Annotated in this window: 16 protein-coding genes; 13 read left to right on the forward strand and 3 right to left on the reverse strand. The window is 40.6% G+C overall.

The window, feature by feature from the left end:
- Positions 1-150 precede the first annotated feature (150 nt).
- A complete protein-coding gene (locus T543_RS12730; RefSeq protein WP_035769049.1) occupies positions 151-372 on the forward strand; it encodes a hypothetical protein in 222 nt (73 codons plus the stop codon).
- Positions 373-404: 32 nt separating this feature from the next.
- Here T543_RS12730 and T543_RS12735 read toward each other — a convergent pair whose 3' ends face one another.
- Positions 405-1,229, reverse strand: a complete 825-nt coding sequence (locus tag T543_RS12735; RefSeq protein ID WP_242839519.1) for a histidinol-phosphatase HisJ family protein — start codon at positions 1,227-1,229, stop codon at positions 405-407.
- A 90-nt stretch (positions 1,230-1,319) separates the two neighbouring features.
- On the reverse strand, positions 1,320-3,335 hold the full coding sequence (locus T543_RS12740; protein WP_035769051.1) for a methyl-accepting chemotaxis protein: 2,016 nt from the start codon (positions 3,333-3,335) through the stop codon (positions 1,320-1,322).
- Between the two features lie 369 nt (positions 3,336-3,704).
- On the opposite strand from T543_RS12740, the gene gap reads away from it, so the two are divergent.
- The 12 genes from gap to T543_RS12800 all read left to right on the forward strand — a co-directional run bounded on the left by gap (position 3,705) and on the right by T543_RS12800 (position 15,760).
- Entirely contained in the window at positions 3,705-4,730 is a 1,026-nt protein-coding gene (gap, locus tag T543_RS12745; RefSeq protein WP_035769054.1) for a type I glyceraldehyde-3-phosphate dehydrogenase, read from the forward strand.
- A gap of 139 nt (positions 4,731-4,869) precedes the next feature.
- Positions 4,870-6,108 (forward strand): phosphoglycerate kinase, encoded by a 1,239-nt coding sequence (locus T543_RS12750; protein ID WP_035769056.1) that lies wholly within the window; start codon positions 4,870-4,872, stop codon positions 6,106-6,108.
- Between the two features lie 107 nt (positions 6,109-6,215).
- Complete coding sequence (tpiA, locus tag T543_RS12755) at positions 6,216-6,962, forward strand: triose-phosphate isomerase (RefSeq protein WP_035769059.1); 747 nt, start codon at positions 6,216-6,218, stop codon at positions 6,960-6,962.
- Between the two features lie 164 nt (positions 6,963-7,126).
- Positions 7,127-8,479, forward strand: a complete 1,353-nt coding sequence (locus tag T543_RS12760) for an NCS2 family permease (RefSeq protein ID WP_330370002.1) — start codon at positions 7,127-7,129, stop codon at positions 8,477-8,479.
- Between the two features lie 216 nt (positions 8,480-8,695).
- Positions 8,696-9,250, forward strand: a complete 555-nt coding sequence (locus T543_RS12765; RefSeq protein ID WP_035769061.1) for a TetR/AcrR family transcriptional regulator — start codon at positions 8,696-8,698, stop codon at positions 9,248-9,250.
- A 3-nt stretch (positions 9,251-9,253) separates the two neighbouring features.
- A complete protein-coding gene (locus T543_RS12770; protein WP_035769063.1) occupies positions 9,254-10,534 on the forward strand; it encodes a BaiN/RdsA family NAD(P)/FAD-dependent oxidoreductase in 1,281 nt (426 codons plus the stop codon).
- A gap of 18 nt (positions 10,535-10,552) precedes the next feature.
- The gene (gene cmk / locus T543_RS12775; RefSeq protein ID WP_035769066.1) at positions 10,553-11,215 is read left to right on the forward strand and encodes a (d)CMP kinase; all 663 of its coding nucleotides are present in this window, start codon (positions 10,553-10,555) and stop codon (positions 11,213-11,215) included.
- A gap of 68 nt (positions 11,216-11,283) precedes the next feature.
- Positions 11,284-12,138 (forward strand): 4-hydroxy-3-methylbut-2-enyl diphosphate reductase, encoded by an 855-nt coding sequence (ispH, locus tag T543_RS12780; protein ID WP_035769068.1) that lies wholly within the window; start codon positions 11,284-11,286, stop codon positions 12,136-12,138.
- Positions 12,119-13,255, forward strand: coding sequence for a 30S ribosomal protein S1 (gene rpsA, locus T543_RS12785; protein WP_035769070.1), 1,137 nt, complete (start codon positions 12,119-12,121; stop codon positions 13,253-13,255). Before ispH ends, rpsA begins: the two co-directional genes overlap by 20 nt.
- 214 nt (positions 13,256-13,469) lie before the next feature.
- Positions 13,470-14,252 (forward strand): CheR family methyltransferase, encoded by a 783-nt coding sequence (locus tag T543_RS12790; protein ID WP_035769073.1) that lies wholly within the window; start codon positions 13,470-13,472, stop codon positions 14,250-14,252.
- Between the two features lie 37 nt (positions 14,253-14,289).
- On the forward strand, positions 14,290-15,270 hold the full coding sequence (locus T543_RS12795) for a phage tail tip lysozyme (protein WP_035769074.1): 981 nt from the start codon (positions 14,290-14,292) through the stop codon (positions 15,268-15,270).
- 25 nt (positions 15,271-15,295) lie between these two features.
- The gene (locus T543_RS12800) at positions 15,296-15,760 is read left to right on the forward strand and encodes a hypothetical protein (protein ID WP_035769076.1); all 465 of its coding nucleotides are present in this window, start codon (positions 15,296-15,298) and stop codon (positions 15,758-15,760) included.
- A 107-nt stretch (positions 15,761-15,867) separates the two neighbouring features.
- Here T543_RS12800 and T543_RS12805 read toward each other — a convergent pair whose 3' ends face one another.
- Positions 15,868-16,128 (reverse strand): hypothetical protein, encoded by a 261-nt coding sequence (locus tag T543_RS12805; RefSeq protein WP_035769078.1) that lies wholly within the window; start codon positions 16,126-16,128, stop codon positions 15,868-15,870.
- Between the last annotated feature and the right edge of the window lie 40 nt (positions 16,129-16,168).

Raw genomic sequence — 16,168 nt, forward strand, 5'->3', positions numbered from 1 at the left:
CTCCTATAAGTGCCCTAAAAAATCACATTTCTAATTAAATATTATACTTTAAACTTGGGGGTTAAAAATGTACCAATAATTAAGTAAAGATAAAAAGTTAAATAACAATTAGGATGTGTTATTATGTTATCTATAAGGGGGCTTTATTATATGTTACTGTATACTGTTTTTTCCTTGCTGGGAATAGGTATCGTACTGTTTTTGTATGATTACCTGGAAAAGGTGAGAAAAATAAAGAATCGTTTAAAAATCCTTGGAGTTCCACCGCAAAAGCAAAAGGGCGGACTATCCCATCTAAGAGAGATTTTGTACGACAAAGAAATGGAGTTGTCCGAGAAATCATTTCTTGTATCCGAAGAAAATGATATTTAACTGCATGGATAAAAGAGTCTGTTCTCCTACCATTACAGGTCAAAGAAAACAGGCTCTCTTTTTATGAACTGACAGTACCTATCAAAGCCGGCTGAGGAGGCGATCTCTACTGCTTTTTCGAATTCTCTTGATACATCCGTGCTCTTGTGTGCATCCGAACCAAATGTGATGATCTTGCCTCCCAGCTTTTTGTATCTGCACAGGATATCCTTGCAGGGATTTGGCTGAGAAAGAGAAGATGAGTACAGTGATTTTGTATTTACATCAAGCCCTTTGTTTTTGGATATAAGAAGAGAGAGGATTTCATCTATGATCTCTTTGTGATCTTCGTATCTGAAATTCTTATCTCCATTTGGCGCATAGCGGACTACGTAATCGAGATGTCCGTATACATCAAAGTCATCGAAGTCCTGTATGTTTTCAAGAGTTGTTTTGAAAAAGAAAGAAAAAGCTTCTTTTTCTGTGCGGTTTTCATAAAATTCGGGATAGTAGGGATCCTGACCGTGGCAAACGTGTGTTGAGGCAATTACAAAATCAAATGGATATTTTTTTACATAGTCTGCGTTAAAATCTACGATCTGTGGCTGGAGACCCAGTTCTACTCCAAATCTTACAGGAATCATGTCTTTGTACTCGTCTGCAAGTTTTTGATGCTCCGAAAAATAAGCATCTGTATCCAGTTCAAACTGTCCTTTTTTAATATCGGGAAGGTCGGGATAATCCATATCCATGTGCTCAGTAAAACACATAGCCGGAAGCTTTCTTGAAACTGCAGCTTCAATAACGTCTTTCATAGGTGAATCGCAGTCCCCTGAGTGGTGGGAGTGTATATGATAATCTGCCGGAAGCATTGTCATTGCATCATTCCTCCTGTTTCGCTAATAAAATGCTGCCACTTCGAAATGAAGCGGCAGCTAATTTTATCATTATTTTTATCTTTTTGGCTATTATGACTTGAAAAATGCCATATCGGAATTGAGTTTTTCTGCAATTTCTTTCAGGCTGTCTGCTGAACCGGCAAGTGTTGTAACTGTTGCTGAAAGTTCCTGCATGGATGCTCCTGTTTCTTCTGATGAAGCAGCATTTTCTTCAGAAATAGCGGACAATGCGCTCATGGTATCAACTACTGCATTCTTTGAGGAATCACAGGTTTCAGCGCCCTCTGAAATAAGGCCGACACCGCCGACTGTGCTACCTATATCGCCCAGCATACCGTTAACTGCATCGAGGGTTTCGCCAAGAGCAACCTGCTGATCCATATTGCCCTGTTTTACATCGGCAGCAGCGGAAACGGCTGCATTACTCTGCTCAAGAAGGATATCCATTTCTCTTCTGATATCGTCAGCCATCTGCTTGGAGTCATCAGCAAGTTTGCCGATTTCCTCAGCAACGACTGCAAATCCTTTTCCGGCTTCTCCGGCTCTTGCAGCCTCAATTGATGCATTGAGGGACAACAGATTGGTCTGCGTTGCGATGGATGCGATTCCTTCTACCTTGTCGTTGATATTAGTAACTGCTTCCTGAGTAGCTGAAATGGTGCTTGATATATCATCTATCTTTTGGGTCATTTCGGTAGAGGACTGCTGCAGTGATTCAAGGGATTTACTTGAGATCTCTGATGCTTCTTTCATCTTCTGTGCTATATCTGAAAGGTTATCTGTAGAAGACTGTACATCTGCAACAGCATCTCCAATCCTTCCAACGTTTTCGGAAGCACTCTGGATTTCATCAGCCTGCTGCGTTGCACCGGATGCAATTTCCTGGACTGCGTTTGAAACATCCTCTGCGGTCTGGGAAATCTGGTTAGCCATATCTGATAGTTCTTCTGAAGAAGTTCCAACAGAAGAAGCGGACTCTTTGATACTGGCTACGATTTCATCAAGCTTGTCAATAACGCCATTGGTATTGCGCACCATCTGACCAAATTCGTCTTTTCTTGTACTGAATTTGTCAACCTTTGAAAATCGTCCGTCTGCCAGTTTTGAAAGAGATTCATTAACTGCCTGAACCGGTCTTGTAAATGACAGAGCCATTTTTATAGAAATAAATGCTGCGATAATAAGCATGATAACGCCAACTGCAACAACCATAAGAGCAGAAGAGCGTGCGGCTGCATTGACTTTTTTAGTGTTGGTTGCAGTACAGATGGTCCAGTTGGAATCTGCATTTTTAACGTATGTAACGATTGCGCGGTAGCCTTTTCCTGTATCAGTTTCATAATGGCCTTCTGTAAGACCTGATGTCATGAATACTGATTTGCTTCTGTCATCTTCATTTTCAGGGGTAATCTCATATTGTGAGTGGGCAGCTACAAGACCTGTTGTATCACATATAAAAGCATCTTCACTTTCTTTGGCGAGAATAGTGTGGAAATCATTCAGGTTGTAGTTTCTTTGAGCTATGCCAAGAACATTTCCGGATTCATCCTTGATGGGGGCAGAAAAAGTAATCTGTCTTGTTCCTGTTGCTGTGGAAATGATCACATCAGAAATGGAGGTTTTTCCAGCCATTGCATCTTTAAAGTATTGTCTTTCACTTACGTCAACAGGGTCTTTTCCGTCTGTTCTTAGAACCTGTATTCCGTCAGGACCTGTTAAAACTATAAGACTGTTATCTGCCATCATTGCGTCTACTGATTTTAGATAATCTGTCTCAGCCTGCTTTAGTCCCTCGTCATTCATATCTTTCATGAAAGCAACTGTAGCAGGAGACATAGCGACTGTCTGCAAAGCTCTTAAGTTGTTGTCGATAACACCCTGCCACTCACTGTCCAGATACCAGGCTTCCCAGTTCATGGAAGTTAAGGCATCTTCAAGTGCTTTGGAAGTAGAGGTTTTATAGCTTACAGCTGAAGAAATGATCAGCGGAACAGCACATACAAGGAGCATAATGACTATAAGTTTTGTCTTAATGCTGTCTTTTGTACTTATTCCATTATTTTTGCTAGTTTCTTTGTCACTCATAAGAATTCCTCCATAAAAATAATTATCATAAAATATCGCCCAACTACATAAAACTGTGTAAAAATTATTATATCACTATTGGCAGTTCATGAACGATATATAAATATTAAATATACATAAAAACATCATTTACAATTTGTAAACACAGATATAATGTAGAAATTTAACTATATGAATTTTTGAGATTTTTATAAGAAAAAATAATCGTCAGGAAAAAAATAACTGATAAATTTAGGTTTTGAACTAAAGATTACTTGAAAAATCGTTAGAAGTTAGATAGAATAATATTGCTGTCAAATTTTTGACAATCAGTTGTAAAGAATTAGTAACAGCAAATAAATATTTTTAATCATTTTAGGAGGACTTAAAATGGCAGTAAAGGTAGCAATTAATGGTTTTGGCCGTATCGGTCGTCTTGCATTCAGACAGATGTTTGAGCACGAAGGAACAGAGATCGTAGCAATCAACGATCTTACAGCTCCTAAGATGCTTGCTCACCTTCTTAAGTATGACTCATCACAGGGCAAGTACAAATACGCTGATAAGGTATCTTATGGCGAAGATTCCATTACTGTAAACGGTAAGGAAATCAAGATCTACAAGGAAGCTGATGCTAATAACCTTCCTTGGGGCAAGCTCGGTGTAGACGTTGTTCTTGAGTGTACAGGTTTCTACACATCAAAGGACAAGGCTCAGGCTCACATCAATGCCGGTGCAAAGAAGGTTGTTATTTCTGCTCCTGCAGGAAATGATCTTCCTACTATCGTATATAATGTTAACCACGAGACACTTACAGCTGATGACAACATCATTTCAGCTGCATCATGCACAACAAACTGCCTTGCACCTATGGCTAAGGCTCTTAATGACTTCGCACCTATCCAGTCCGGTATCATGGCTACAATCCATGCTTACACAGGTGATCAGATGATCCTTGACGGACCTCAGAGAAAGGGTGACCTTAGAAGAGCTCGTGCAGGCGCTGTTAACATCGTTCCTAACTCAACAGGTGCTGCAAAGGCTATCGGCCTTGTTATTCCTGAACTCAACGGCAAGCTCATCGGCGCTGCTCAGAGAGTACCGGTTCCGACAGGTTCAACAACACTTCTTTTCGCAGTTGTTAAGTCTGACAAGGAACTTACAAAGGAAGCAATCAACGAGGCTATGAAGAAGGCTTCTGATCCTGAGACATTCGGTTACAACGAGGATGAGATCGTTTCATCTGATATCGTTGGAATGACATATGGTTCACTCTTCGATGCTACTCAGACAATGGTTACTAAGGTTGGCGATGGCCTCTATGAAGTTCAGGTTGTTTCATGGTATGACAACGAGAACTCATATACATCACAGATGGTTCGTACAATCAAGTACTTTGAGAAGTTCGTTAAATAAGAATCCGTCTGGTTCTTTTTGAACTGATGATTCGAACTTGCTTAATGAATCATTTTAAGAGAGATCTTATGCGAGGTCCGGTCCAAATGGACCGGACCTCATTTTTTATTCAATAAAATTATTCCAGGAGGAAAACAATATGGCACTTAATAAGAAATCAGTTGACGATTTCAGCGCAAAGGGCAGAAGAGTTCTTGTTCGTTGTGACTTCAACGTACCGCTTAAGAACGGCGAGATTACAGATGAAACTCGTATCAATGCAGCACTTCCTACAATAAAGAAACTTATGAATGATGGTGGCAAGGTTATTCTTTGCTCACATCTTGGTAAGGTTAAGAACGGCCCCAACGAGGGTGAGTCTCTTGCACCTGTTGCTAAGAGCCTTTCAGCTAAACTTGGCAAGGAAGTAAAATTCATCGCTGATTACAATGTTACAGGCGCTGATGCTACAGCAGCTGTAGAAGCTATGAACGAAGGTGATGTAATCCTTCTTCAGAATACACGTTTCCGTGGCAAGGAAGAGACAAAGCCTGAAGAGGCTGGTGAAGCTTTTGCAAAAGAGCTTGCTGATCTTGCTGACGATTATGTATGTGATGCTTTTGGTTCAGCTCACAGAGCACATGCTTCTGTAGCAGTTGTTACTAAGTATATTACAGAGAAGGGCGGCGTTAACGCTGTTGGATATCTTATGCAGAAGGAAATCGACTTCCTTGGAAATGCAGTTGAGAATCCTGTAAGACCTTTCGTTGCTATCCTTGGTGGTGCTAAGGTCGCTGATAAGCTTAACGTTATCAACACTCTTCTTGACAAGTGCGATACTCTTATCATCGGTGGTGGTATGGCTTACACATTCCTTAAGGCTAAGGGATACGAAGTAGGTAAGTCACTTCTTGATGATACTAAGGTTGAATACTGCAAAGAGATGATGGAGAAGGCAGAGAAGGCTGGTAAGCAGCTTCTTCTTCCTGTTGATACTGTATGTATCGATGAGTTCCCGAATCCTATCGACGATCCTTCAATCAAAACTACTATCGTTGATGCAGACAAGATTCCTGCAGACAAGGAAGGCGCTGATATAGGACCTAAGACAATCGCTCTTTACTCAGAGGCTGTTAAGTCAGCTAAGACTGTAGTATGGAACGGACCTATGGGTGTATTCGAGAACCCTGTTCTTGCTAATGGTACTAAGGAAGTTGCTAAGGCACTTTCTGAGACATCTGCTACAACAATCATCGGTGGTGGTGATAGTGCAGCAGCTGTTAATCAGCTTGGTTATGCTGACAAGATGAGCCACATCTCAACAGGTGGCGGCGCTTCTCTTGAGTTCCTTGAGGGCAAGAAGCTTCCCGGCGTTTATGCTGCTGATGATAAGGACTGAGCACTTTACTAAGGGTTTCCCTTATTCAGTGTAAACTATGTTCTGCCTCGCATCTTTGTATGCGAGAGCAGGACTTCCATAATAAAATGAAATAGGAGGCCAAAATAATGGCAAGAAGACGTATTATTGCCGGTAACTGGAAGATGAACAAGACTCCCAGCGAGGCAGTAGCTCTTTGCAATGAGCTTAAGGATTTAGTAAAGAATGATGCAGTAGATGTTGTATATTGCGTACCTGCAATCGACATCGTTCCTGTAGTAGAGGCTGTTAAGGGTACTAACGTACACGTTGGTGCTGAGAACTTCTATATTGTTGATAACGGCGCTTTCACAGGCGAGATTTCAGCTCCCATGCTTAAGGATGCCGGAGTTGAGTACATCATTATTGGCCACTCTGAGAGAAGAGATATCTTCGGCGAGAATGATATCCTTATCAACCAGAAGGTTAAGAAGGCATTTGCTTCAGGTCTTACACCTATCCTTTGCTGCGGCGAATCTCTTGCACTTCGTAAGGCTGATACTTACAAAGAGTGGATCGAGAGACAGATCACATGGGATCTTGACGGCGTAACAGCTGATCAGGTTAAGAAACTTGTTATTGCTTACGAGCCTATCTGGGCTATCGGCACAGGCGAAACAGCTACAGCTGATCAGGCAGAAGAGGTTTGCGGACTTATCCGTAGCCTTATTGCTAAGCTTTATGATCAGGCTACTGCTGACGAAGTTCGTATTCAGTACGGCGGATCAATGAACGCAGGCAATGCTGCAGAGCTCCTTTCAAAGCCCAACATCGATGGTGGCCTTATTGGTGGCGCTTCACTTAAGCCTGACTTTGGCAAAATCGTTAATGCTTAAATTCTTGTTTTTGTCAGAAAAACAAGGATCATGATGACTTCAAATGGCTGTCGCATAAAAAGCGGCAGTCATTTTTTCATAGAAAAATTCTCTTTTCGTAATTATGTTTTTATGCTATATTCTTATTGTTTTGTTTACATTGTTTTTAGGAGGAGAGAAAAAACATGTTGGAAAAACTATTTAAGTTAGAGGAACATAATACTACGGTAAAAACCGAGATTATTGCCGGAATTACCACGTTCCTTTCAATGGCCTACATTTTGGCTGTTAACCCCAGCATCCTGGGCACGGTAATGAATCCCAGTGGTGTATTTGTTGCCACAGCAATAGCTTCTGCAATTGCTACATTTTTCATGGCTTTTTTGGCTAACTATCCGATAGCTCTTTCAGCAGGACTTGGACTTAATGCATATTTTGCGTATACAGTATGTCTTGGAGAGCTTGCAAGTGAGGGAGAAAACGCGTTTAAGATATGCTTAACAGCGGTATTTGTAGAAGGCGTGATTTTCCTTCTCCTTTCAAGAGTAGGAATTCGTGAGAAGATCATTAACAGTATTCCGAGAAACCTTAAGTTTGGTATCTCAGCAGGTATCGGTCTTTTCATTGCATTTATAGGTCTTCGCGGTGCAAACGTAATCGTTCCTGATGAAGCAACAACTGTTGCTCTTGGTAACTTTGCAGAAGCTGACGTCGTACTCAGCCTTATCGGACTGATCATAATTGTTGTACTTGAGCACTTTAATATCACAGGCTCAGTTCTTATAGGTATCGTTGTAACATGGATACTTGGCATGATTGCTCAGTCAACAGGCTGGTATACAGCAACAAATGTATTCCCGGATTTTTCACAGGGGCTTCAGCTTGGAGGAATTGCAGATACAGCATTTAAATTCAACTTTGGATGGGCTGCATCACATCTTATTCAGTTCATTGCTATTGTATTCAGTTTCCTTTATGTAGATATCTTTGATACAGTTGGAACAGTAGTAGGTGTCGCTGATAAGGCCGGCCTTCTTGATGAGAATGGTGATATTCCTAATGTTGGTTCTGTATTCTTTTCAGATGCTGTAGGAACAACTGTTGGTGCATGTCTTGGTACTTCAACTGTAACAAGCTTTGTTGAGTCAGGTGCCGGCGTAGCTGCAGGTGGTCGTACAGGCCTTACAGCTTTTACAACCGGTGTAATGTTTGTAATATCATTGGTGCTTAGTCCTATCTTCCTTGCAATCCCTTCATTTGCAACAGCTCCTGCTCTTGTATATGTTGGTATGCTTATGGTTTCTAGTGCAAAGAACATAGAGTTTGACGGAGATATTGCTGATACTATCGGTGCATATCTCGCACTGCTTATGATGCCTCTTTCATATTCAATCGCAACAGGTATCATGTTTGCAGTACTTGCATGGGTAATTGTTAAGGTATTCATGGGTAAGATCAAAGATATTTCACCTGTAATGTGGGTTGTATTTGCTATGTTTGCATTCCGCATTTGGGCACTTATTACTAATTTCCAGTAATTTCGGAGATTTAAACAAGAATAGTTGATTAGTTAAACTTCCCGCATACCGGGTGCATGGCACTTAAAATGCGGGAAGTTTTTTCGGTTTAATACCATTGACACAAGGGGTTGTAATCACTAAGATAATAACGTATGCTATCTAAAGGATATAACATTTATCTGTCTTACGACTTACTTATAGAGGCGTGCCAATAAATTTCAGGAGGAATATCTCATGTCCAGAAAAGCGACGATCACACAAGAAGAGATAATAAATGCGGCATTTAAAATTACCAGGAAAGAGGGCTTTGATCAGATCACATCAAGAAGACTTGCAGGAGCTGCAGGTTGCTCTACTCAGCCTATTTTCAGAATCTATGAGAATATGGATGAATTAAAAAAAGATGTTTTTGACAGAGCTGTATCATATTTTGAGGATTATTGCAGACACAGCAAGAAAACACATGAGACACCTTTTGTAGATCTGGGGCTTAGCTATATTGCTTTTGCCCAGTCAAATGCAAATCTTTTTAAGCTTCTTTTTATATCTGCTGACAGCAAGGATAGCAAGAGCATGTATGATATCGTAAACGGCTCAGATGAGAATATTGTAAAAGAAGTGGCAAGAGCCAAGGAACAGGGTGTTCAGAATGCTGAGCAGCTTTTCATGAAGATGTGGATATTTATTCATGGAGCGGGATGCATGGCTGTAACAGGAGATTATGATTTGGAAGAGGCAGACTCTATAGCTATGCTTACATCTGCTTATGAAGCTTTCAGACAGGCATAAAGAATGAAAAGAATTGCGGTTATTGGCTGCGGTGCAGCCGGAATGATGGCAGCTATCTCTGCTGCGGAGAGTGGAGCAAACGTCATAATTTTTGAGAAAAATGAGAAACCAGGTAAGAAAATATACATTACCGGAAAAGGCAGATGTAATGTGACAAATGCCTGTGACATATCGGAGTATTTTGATAAGATACCACATGGCTCTAAGTTTTTATACAGTGCTCTTTACGGATACGATAATACCCGTGTGCAGGATTTTTTTGAGAGCAACGGATGCAGACTGAAAATAGAGCGTGGAGACAGAGTTTTTCCTGTGTCGGATCACTCTTCGGATATTATAAGCACACTTGTAAAAGTGCTTAAAAAGAAGGGCGTGGAGATCAGATATCAGGATGAAGTTACATGGATACAGGTTGATGCAGATGACCATGTAAAAGCGGTTGTTTCAAAAGATTCAGGAATTACCGAAGTTGATTCCGTGATAGTATGCACAGGCGGCTTGTCGTATCCATCCACCGGATCTACGGGAGACGGACTTAAAATAGCTAAAGAGCTGGGGATCAAGGTGACAAATACTTCGCCGTCTCTGGTTCCTTTTGAGATTGCTGAAGACTTTTGCAAAAAGCTTCAGGGTCTGTCATTAAAAAATGTTGCAGTTAAGCTTGAACAGTTAAAAGAAGAGAATCCGGAAGGCAAGAAAGCAAAGAATAAGACTGTTTATGACGGTTTTGGAGAAATGCTTTTTACGCATTTTGGTGTCAGTGGACCGCTTATTTTAACTGCAAGCTGTTACTATGAGGCTAAGGACAAAAAGGGAAATAAGAATTCATATATCCTGCGACTTGATCTAAAGCCGGCACTAACGCACGAACAGCTTGATAAGAGGCTGCAGAGAGAATTTGACCTCTCAAGAAACAGACAGTTTAAAAATTCCTTAAATGGTCTATTTCCGTCTAAGCTCATTCCGGTCATGATAGAGCTGTCGGGGATCGATCCTGAAAAACAGATTAACGCTATAACAAGAAAAGAAAGACAGGACTTCGTTAATCTTATAAAGGATATGAGGATGACCGTACAGGGACTTAGAGGATTTAACGAGGCAATAATCACAAGGGGCGGAATAGCCGTTGGTGAGATAAATCCTTCCACAATGGAGTCTAAAAAAATCAAGGGACTTTATTTTGCAGGAGAGATAATTGATGTAGATGCGCAGACAGGCGGCTTTAATTTACAGATAGCATGGTCAACAGGCCATCTGGCCGGCGAATGCAGCGCAGAAGAGTAAAATTATTGGAGAATGATTATGGCAAACAGCATAGCAATAGATGGACCTGCAGGAGCAGGAAAAAGTACGATCGCAAAAATAGTTTCAAAGAAGCTTGGATTTATATATATTGATACAGGCGCAATGTACAGAGCTATGGCAGTCCATCTGACAAGGCTCGGAGTAGATGGAAACGATTTTGCGGCAATTGAAGCAAATATTGACAGTGCAGATATTTCAATAGGTCATGAGAATGGAGAGCAGGTTGTTTATTTAAATGGCGAAAACGTCAATTCTCAGCTAAGGACCGAGGAAGTATCAAGCATGGCTTCTAAGAGCAGCGCAAATGCCAAGGTCAGGGAGAAACTTGTTGAACTTCAGAGAAAACAGGCTAAGACTACTGACGTTGTGATGGACGGAAGAGATATCGGAACCGTTGTGCTTCCTGATTCTAATTTAAAGGTTTATCTTACTGCAAGCAGCAGAGTGAGAGCAGAGCGCAGATATAAGGAAATGATTGAAAAGGGAGAGCAGTGTGATCTTGATACCATCGAGAAGGATATTATCGAGAGAGATCACAGAGACATGACAAGAGAAAATTCACCGCTTAAAAAGGCTGATGATGCTGTTGAGATCGACTCATCCTACATGACTATAGAAGAGGTTGCAGACAAGATAATCAGCCTCTACAACAATCTGTGATCATCTGCAGACATGTTTGTACCGGACGGATGTATAAAGACACAAACGCAAAATAAATGAGGAAAAATATGGATGTAATACTTGCAGAACACGCCGGATTTTGCTTTGGAGTGACAAGAGCTGTGGACGAAGTCTACAAACAGATTGACAAGGCATCCGGAAAAAAAATATACACCTATGGACCGATAATCCACAATGAAACTGTGGTTTCAGATCTGGAAAAAAAAGGAGTGAGAGTCGTAGAATCTCCTGAGGATCTAAAGACGATAGGTGATGGAATCCTGATAATCAGGTCTCATGGAATAAGAAAAGAGATCCATGAGAAAATAAAGGATATGGGTATCGAATATGTCGATGCAACATGCCCGTTTGTTAAAAGAATACATAATATAGTAGAAAAAGAAAGTGCTGAAGGGAAAACTATCATTGTTGTCGGAAGTGCTACTCATCCAGAGGTTGATGGCATAGTCAGTTACGTATCCGGACCGGTATATGTGATAGAGACTTTGGAGGAAGCGGAAAAAATCCAGTTTCCGGAGGGCACAGAGTTATATATAGTATCTCAGACGACATTTAATCAAAATAAATTTCAAGAAATCGTTGAAAAGTTTTCTAATTCGCGCTACAATGTTAATGTTGTGAACACTATTTGTAGTGCAACAGAAGAAAGGCAGACCGAAGCAGAGGATATTGCCGCCAGAGTTGATGCTATGATAGTGATAGGCGGAGCGCACAGTTCTAATTCAAGGAAACTGTATGAGATATGCAGTAAGAAGTGTGCCAATACATACTTTATTCAAACACTGGATGACTTGCATTTAGAACTGCCTAAAGCGGTTAAGCTAGTGGGAATTACCGCCGGGGCGTCCACCCCAAAGAACATTATCGAGGAGGTTCAGAATTATGTCAGAACAATCTTTTGAACAGATGCTCAATGAGTCGTTCAAAACAATTCATACGGGGGAGGTCGTAGAAGGCACTGTCATTGCTGTAAAGCCGGATGAGATTATTCTTAACATTGGCTACAAGTCAGATGGCATTCTCACAAAGAATGAGTATAGTAACGATAGCAGCATCGATCTTACTCAGGTTGTCAAGGAAGGTGACACAATGGATGTCAAAGTCCTTAAGACAAATGATGCAGACGGTCAGGTTATCCTTTCATACAAGCGTCTTGCCCTTGACAGAGGAAATAAGCGTATCGAGGAAGCATTCAACAATCAGGAAGTACTTACAGCTAAGGTTGTACAAGTTCTTGAAGGCGGACTTACAGTTGTAGTTGATGAAGTTAGAATCTTCATTCCTGCAAGTCTTGTTTCTGATACATACGAGAAGGATCTTTCCAAGTATGAAGGACAGGAAATCCAGTTCGTTGTAACTGAGTACAATCCTAAGAGAAGAAGATATATCGGTAACCGTAAGATGCTTATTACAGCAGAGAAGGCTGAGCAGGCTAAGAAGCTGTTTGAGACAATCGGTGTTGGCGATATCGTAGAAGGTACAGTTAAGAATGTTACAGATTTCGGCGCATTCATCGATCTTGGCGGTGCAGATGGACTCCTCCACATCTCAGAGATGTCATGGGGCCGTGTTGAGAATCCTAAGAAGACATTCAAGGTTGGCGATATTGTTAAGGTTCAGATCAAAGGTATCGACGGCAACAAGATCGCTCTTTCAAGAAAGTTTGATGATGAGAACCCTTGGAAGGATGCTGAAACAAAGTACGCTGTTGGTAACGAGGTAACAGGTAAGGTTGCCAGAATGACTGACTTTGGCGCATTTATCGAGCTTGAGCCCGGTATCGACGCACTTCTTCATGTTTCTCAGATCGCTAGAGAGCACATCGAGAAGCCTGCAGATGTTCTTAGCATCGGTCAGGAAGTTACAGCAAGAATCGTTGACTTCAACGAAGCAGATCGTAAGATCAGCCTTAGCATCAAGGCTCTTACAGCTCCCGAGAAGGAAGATGAGGCTGATGACAATGCAGATGTTGCAAGTGTAGACATCGACAAGGTTATCGCTGAGCAGGATGCTGAATAATTATTGAGATCTAGGGACTGTCACATGTATAGTGTGGCAGTCCTTTTTATGTCTAAAAATAATATGCATTTTGGATGGTCTTACCAATGCCTTACATTTACTTAATTAAGTTTATGTTTATTTTATTTTACATAAACTAGAGGGTTGGTTATACTTAAATCATAGTAGTAACTGTATGTTTTTTTATAAGCTTACTTTAAGAGGGGGTCTTGGAATGGCAGTTGATTATGAGTGGTTTAAGGGCGAGGTTTATAAGCTTACAAAGATTGATCTTAATGCTTACAAAGAAAAGCAGATGAAGCGTAGGATTGATACCCTTATTGGAAAGACAGAATGTAAAGGCTATGACGAATATATGGATCTAATTAAAAAGGATCAGACTGCTCGTGAGACCTTTATAACATACCTTACGATCAATGTTTCTGAGTTTTTCAGGAATATTGACCAGTGGAATCTGATGGATAAGCAGATGGTTCCGGAACTGATAAGTAAGTTTGGAAACAAGCTTAAGATCTGGAGTGCAGCGTGCTCTACAGGTGACGAACCCTATACAATAGTTATGCTTTTATCTAAGCATATGCCGCTTAATCAGATAAGTATTACAGCTTGGGATATTGATACTGTGGCGCTTGCAAAGGCAAGAGCCGGTGTGTATGATGCCAAGGAAGTTCAGGCAGTACCTGCTGATCTGAAATCAAAATATTTGAAGCAGGAAGGCGACAAATGGAGAGTTGCCGATGAGATAAAGCAGCGCGTTACATTTAAGCAGGCGGATCTTCTGCGTGAGCCTTATCCAAAGGATTATCATCTTATTGTTTGCAGAAACGTTCTTATTTATTTTACTGAAGAAGCAAAGGATGAGATATTCAGAAAGTATTATGATTCTCTTGCTCCGGGCGGAGTACTTTTTATCGGTAGTACAGAGCAGATCATAAATTATAAAGAAATTGGCTTTATCAGAAAGAGCTCATTCTATTATGAGAAGCCGGGGAAATAAATATAAAGAGTGAAAAAAGTAATTTGGGGGTAACATCATGAGAAAAACTGGGAAATGCGTAAAAGCAGCAATCATTGGGACAATCGTAATAATGGCAGGCAGCCTGTTTATACCCGGAAAGGGGGCACAGGCTGCCTCTTTACGTGGCAAAAGCAACGAGGAAAAAGTATTCTACTATCTGATATCAGATGGTGGATTCAGCAATGCTTCCGGATGTGGCGCTCTTGCCAATATTTCCAAGGAATCATCCTTTAATCCAAGTGCAGTTGGTGATAACGGAACAAGCTTTGGAATATGCCAGTGGCACAACGACAGGGCATCAAGACTTCGTGCATGGTGTGGTGATCATGATTATGATTGGCACAGCCTTGAGGGACAGCTTAATTATTTGAGCTATGAATTATCTACATATTATCCAAACACGCTATCTCTGATGAAGGGTGTTAAAAATTCCAAGAGCGGTGCCGGAAAAGCTGCATACTATTGGTGCAAGTACTACGAAGTGCCTGCAGATACTGAAACCAAAGCAAAAGAGCGAAGCAATCTTGCAAAAAGTAACTACTGGCCAAAATATAAGGATGCAAAAGTAGGACTTAATAAAGGTCAGACCTATATTGTTGATGATCTGAAATACAAGGCAACAGGTGATTTTACAGTAACATTTAAGGGAGTCGCGAACCCTGAATTAACTGAGGTTGATATCCCTTCAAAGATTGTAGTAAACGGGATTTCAGCTAAGATTACTCAGATTGCAAACAATGCCTGCGCAGATAATGAAATCATTACCGCAGTATCTATCGGCAAAAATGTTGAGAAGATTGGTAAGAAAGCATTTTACGGGTGCAGTAATCTAAGCAAAGTCGAAATCTATACAACAACGCTGAAAAGTGTAGGAAAGAAAGCCTTTAAAGAAATAGCAGATGGATCAAAGTTTGCTGTGAAAAAGAAGTGCAAAGCAAAATATAAAACAATGTTAAAGGGCAAGATTCCTTCAGATGCCAAGATTACAAAATTATAAATGTCCTTTAAGGAAGGGATAAGATATGCATAATAATATTTATGTGATATATACCGTAGTTCTGTTTTTGCTTGGAGTGGCATTTTATATACTGGGTGAATTCAACAGGGGTGCTAAGCCGGAACTGCCTGATCCGAATATGATAGGAAAAGAAGATCAGGAAGTGATTTCAGATGAGCCCGGAGTTTCAGAGATATCACCGGATGAAGTGGAAATGCCGGTTCCTGAGCCTGAAAGCGCTGCCCTTGAAGATATTTCCCTTGAGGAAGAAAAAACAGGGAATGAAGAAAGCGGTGGAGAAGAAGGCTCTGATACAGAAGAAGAGCCTGAGCCTCCTATCTATGACGGCTTTGAAGAGCAAAGAATACAAATGATAAAGGATAACTATGTTATCCAGGAGAGATATGACAGCCTCAAATGGATGACTTATATAGCATTTGTATTTTGGGTTATGGCGCTTATCTGTGGGATTTTATACATTCTTTCATAACAATTTGCATTAAAGATTTTACCTTTTTAACAGAAGTAAATAATAATCAAGACATAAAAAAGGTGGTCACGTTTTATAACGTGATCACCTTTTTGACAGTATTTAAATCAAATCTTTGCAGGAACCCAGGTAACTTCATAAATGCTTTCCATTATTTTTCTAAGTTCCTCTTTCATGGATTGGCAGGCGCTGTTTTCATCAGGAAAGAGCATTAGACCTACCTTCTTCTTTGAATCCATAAAGAAAAGCTCCCATGAGTCTCCCGCTTTTGTCAGGCAGATTCGGCCATTCTTTTTCTTTCCGATAGTGTAAAGCTTGGACGGTACAAGGTGTTCTTTGAGAAAGTGTTTGAGTTCTTTAGTATTCATTTTTCTCCTCCGTAAAGATATATATTCTAAAATATAGTTT

It is taken from the genome of Butyrivibrio sp. NC2002, assembly GCF_000702265.1.
In the GTDB taxonomy this organism is placed as follows: domain Bacteria; phylum Bacillota; class Clostridia; order Lachnospirales; family Lachnospiraceae; genus Butyrivibrio.

Bases quoted from the DNA above. Each gene is read 5' to 3' on its own strand.
- T543_RS12730 (WP_035769049.1), top strand. From the start codon at position 151: ATGTTACTGTATACTGTTTTTTCCTTGCTGGGAATAGGTATCGTACTG.
- T543_RS12735 (WP_242839519.1), bottom strand. From the start codon at position 1,229: ATGACAATGCTTCCGGCAGATTATCATATACACTCCCACCACTCAGGG.
- T543_RS12740 (WP_035769051.1), bottom strand. From the start codon at position 3,335: ATGAGTGACAAAGAAACTAGCAAAAATAATGGAATAAGTACAAAAGAC.
- gap (WP_035769054.1), top strand. From the start codon at position 3,705: ATGGCAGTAAAGGTAGCAATTAATGGTTTTGGCCGTATCGGTCGTCTT.
- T543_RS12750 (WP_035769056.1), top strand. From the start codon at position 4,870: ATGGCACTTAATAAGAAATCAGTTGACGATTTCAGCGCAAAGGGCAGA.
- tpiA (WP_035769059.1), top strand. From the start codon at position 6,216: ATGGCAAGAAGACGTATTATTGCCGGTAACTGGAAGATGAACAAGACT.
- T543_RS12760 (WP_330370002.1), top strand. From the start codon at position 7,127: ATGTTGGAAAAACTATTTAAGTTAGAGGAACATAATACTACGGTAAAA.
- T543_RS12765 (WP_035769061.1), top strand. From the start codon at position 8,696: ATGTCCAGAAAAGCGACGATCACACAAGAAGAGATAATAAATGCGGCA.
- T543_RS12770 (WP_035769063.1), top strand. From the start codon at position 9,254: ATGAAAAGAATTGCGGTTATTGGCTGCGGTGCAGCCGGAATGATGGCA.
- cmk (WP_035769066.1), top strand. From the start codon at position 10,553: ATGGCAAACAGCATAGCAATAGATGGACCTGCAGGAGCAGGAAAAAGT.
- ispH (WP_035769068.1), top strand. From the start codon at position 11,284: ATGGATGTAATACTTGCAGAACACGCCGGATTTTGCTTTGGAGTGACA.
- rpsA (WP_035769070.1), top strand. From the start codon at position 12,119: ATGTCAGAACAATCTTTTGAACAGATGCTCAATGAGTCGTTCAAAACA.
- T543_RS12790 (WP_035769073.1), top strand. From the start codon at position 13,470: ATGGCAGTTGATTATGAGTGGTTTAAGGGCGAGGTTTATAAGCTTACA.
- T543_RS12795 (WP_035769074.1), top strand. From the start codon at position 14,290: ATGAGAAAAACTGGGAAATGCGTAAAAGCAGCAATCATTGGGACAATC.
- T543_RS12800 (WP_035769076.1), top strand. From the start codon at position 15,296: ATGCATAATAATATTTATGTGATATATACCGTAGTTCTGTTTTTGCTT.
- T543_RS12805 (WP_035769078.1), bottom strand. From the start codon at position 16,128: ATGAATACTAAAGAACTCAAACACTTTCTCAAAGAACACCTTGTACCG.